3 protein-coding genes are annotated in these 2,969 nt (G+C 68.0%); 2 read left to right on the top strand and 1 reads right to left on the bottom strand.

Features of this window, described 5'->3' with window-relative positions; all coding sequences use genetic code 11:
- A partial coding sequence (locus KDB67_RS11365) for an SUMF1/EgtB/PvdO family nonheme iron enzyme (protein ID WP_291015798.1) occupies positions 1 to 735 on the bottom strand: 735 nt, incomplete at its 3' end.
- Positions 736 to 834: 99 nt separating this feature from the next.
- Here KDB67_RS11365 and KDB67_RS11360 point away from each other — a divergent pair.
- Both KDB67_RS11360 and KDB67_RS11355 read left to right on the top strand, forming a co-directional pair.
- Positions 835 to 1,776, top strand: coding sequence for a phosphatase PAP2 family protein (locus KDB67_RS11360; RefSeq protein WP_291015797.1), 942 nt, complete (start codon positions 835 to 837; stop codon positions 1,774 to 1,776).
- 111 nt (positions 1,777 to 1,887) lie between these two features.
- The coding region (locus KDB67_RS11355) for an NAD(P)-dependent oxidoreductase (RefSeq protein WP_291015795.1) at positions 1,888 to 2,969 on the top strand (1,082 nt) is incomplete at its 3' end.

Here is a 2,969-nt window from a genome sequence, read left to right as displayed (position 1 = left end):
CAGCAGATCGGGACGCCCGTCGGCATCGATCACCGGACCGACACCGGTGTCATGTCGGGGCACGAAGACATCGCTCACCCGCTCCCAGACGTTGCCGATCATGTCGTCGAGCCCGAAGCCATTGGCCGGAAACGTTCCGACCGGCGACGTCGACCCCCAGCCGGTACTGACATATGGAAAGCGTCCCTGCCAGGTGTTGGCCATCACCCGTCCGTCGGGACGCAACTCCGATCCCCAGGCGTACTCGGTACCGGTCCGCCCTCCCCACGCCGCGTACTCCCATTCGGCCTCCGTCGGCAGGCGCCGGTCCGCCCAGCGCGCGTACTCGGTCGCGTCACGGTAGGCGATATGCACCACCGGATGGTCGGGCCGATGGTCGACGCCACTGCCCGGCCCGGCCGGGGCCCGCCAGTGTGCCCCGGGCACCCACCGCCACCAGCGGGTCCAGTCACCGAGGTCGACCGGACCGTCCGTCGCGGTGAACACCAGCGCGCCCGGCACGAGCTGTGCGGGGTCGGCACCGGGAAAATCAGCCGGATCGACGGGTTCCTCAGCGACGGTACGGTAACCGGTGTCGGTGACGAATCGGGCGTACTGTGCGTTGGTCACCGGGTGGCGCTCGATCGCGAACGCCGCAACCCGACGCTCGTGCGCCGACCGTTCCTCGGGATAGTGGCGGTCCGAGCCCATGACGAACACCCCGCCGGGCAGCGGAACGAGCTCGGTCAACGACACCCGCCCAGCCTAGGCTCAATCCGGCACACCGTGCGGTGTGCCGCACCCGGCGACTACCCTTCGATTTCGGGAATCGCCACGCCCCAGGAAAGGACACAGATGCACCACGACCACCGGAACGCCGACTACCCGGTCAACGGGTCGGTGCGCGCCGTCGTGCGCTGGGTGCTACTCCTTATCGTCGCGGCAGCGGTGTGTGCGGCCACCTACTACCTGATGGTCCGCACCGAACGTGGCCAGATCATCGAGGACTACGCGCTGTCGGGCGCCGACCAGATCGGAAACAACGCGCAACTTCGGGCGAGCGACTTCCTGTCGCAGATAACGACCGGTTCACTGATCATCACCACGATCGTCGTGGCTGCCATCGGGCTCGTCCGTGGCCGGCCGCTGCTCGCACTGGCAGGTGTCGTGATCGTGATCGGCGGCCAGATCGTCGCGCAGCCTCTCAAGGAGGAATTGACCCGGCCGTTCCTGCTCACGGCGACCGGGGCACCCGGCCATAACAGTTTCCCCAGCGGCCACAGCGCGATCGCCGCGAGTATCGTCTGTGCCCTTCTGGTGGTCGTGCCGTTCCGCCTACGGGGAATCGTCGGGGTGCTCGGCGTGGTGGCCGCCACCGCGATCAGTACGTACACCGTCGTCGCCAAGTGGCATCGGCTCTCGGACACCGTGGGCGCCAACGCGGTCGCCGTCGGCGTCGCATGCCTGGTGATGATCATGTTCACCGCGTGCGGCGCGATCCGGTTGCGAGTGGTGGCAGACGAGATAGGCAGTACCGCACTGCGTAACGCGGCGGTCGTGGCGCTCGCGGCCGGGGCGATGACGGTCTCCGCGGCGGGAGTCATGGTGATCGCCGACGGCTGGAACCGGACGCCACTCGACTGGGCGTCGTCTGATAGGTTCCTGCTCGGATCGCAGTTGTTGGCCGCAGCGACGACCGTCCTCATGCTTCTGGCGTTCTGGGCGACGCTGTACCGGCTCGACCTCGCGCCCCGGCAGCGGGCGTCAGTGGGCGGACGGACCGTGGTCCGGGTCTGACCGTCCTGATCGGGTGAGCTGTGGCACACCCGTCAGACCAGCCCAACGATGGCGACACTATCGCGCAGAGGGCGCGAGCCCGCCGGAACAGTCGAACAGGAGAGTGGATCCATGACCCAGACATCTGCGACACAGAACGGCCCCGCATCGAGGAACGCAGCCCGGGTGCTGGTCACCGGAGCATGCGGGCTGGTCGGTAAGGCGACCGTCGCGCAGTTGCGGCGCCGCGGTTTTCATGTGACCGCCACCGACCTCGACACCCCCGCCGGCCGCAAGGCGATCAGGCAACTGGCCGCCGATACCGCCGACTCGCCGGGCACCCTGGCCGTCGAATGGGTCAATCTCACCGACGGATCGGCCGTCGATGCCCTCGTGGCCCGCACCGCGCCGGATGCGATCGTGCACCTGGCCGCCGTCATCCCACCGTTCTGCTACGAGAACCGCAAGCTCGCACGCGCTGTCAACGTCGAAGGCACCCGCAGTCTCGTCGATGCCGCGAAGAAGCTGGACAATCCCCCACGATTCCTGCAGACGTCGAGCATCGCGGTGTACGGTCCCCGCAATCCATACTCCCGCAGAGGAATTCTGCGGTCCGACACACCCGTCGCACCGGGCGACCTCTACGGCGGGCACAAGGCCGAGGCCGACGCCATCGTGCGCGACTCCGGACTCGAATGGGTGATTCTGCGGCTCGGTGGTGTGCTGCCCGACAGTCTCCTCACCGCCAATCCGCGCCTGGCCGAACTCGACGCGGTCCTCCCCGACGACGGCCACGTGCAATCAGTCGCCGCATCGGATGTGGCCACGGCGTTCACCAACGCCGTCACCACCCCCGAAACCCGCCGCGAGTACCTGATCGGCGGCGACGACACCCACCGCCATATCCAGGGACCGCTGGTGAAGGCGGCTGGTGATTCACTCGGCATCGGCGGTGCGATGGGCGGCCACGGCCGGCCCGGCAACCCGGACGACGACGCGGCCTGGTTCGCCACCGACTGGATGGACTCGACCGAATCCCAGCGGGTGCTGCAGTTCCAGAACACCACGTTCGGTGAGCTGATGGCCCGCGGCCGGCTCAGCGGCGTCAAACGCCTCGGTATGTCGGCGACCACCCCGCTGATCAAGCAGATCCTCAAACACCGCTCGCCATACCGCGGCAAACCCGGCAAGTACGCCGACCCGTGGGCACTGAT

This window comes from Gordonia sp. (in: high G+C Gram-positive bacteria) (genome assembly GCF_020438995.1).
GTDB lineage: Bacteria > Actinomycetota > Actinomycetes > Mycobacteriales > Mycobacteriaceae > Gordonia.
This window is presented reverse-complemented; position numbering and strand designations above follow the sequence as displayed.

Bases quoted from the DNA above. Each gene is read 5' to 3' on its own strand.
- KDB67_RS11360 (WP_291015797.1), top strand. From the start codon at position 835: ATGCACCACGACCACCGGAACGCCGACTACCCGGTCAACGGGTCGGTG.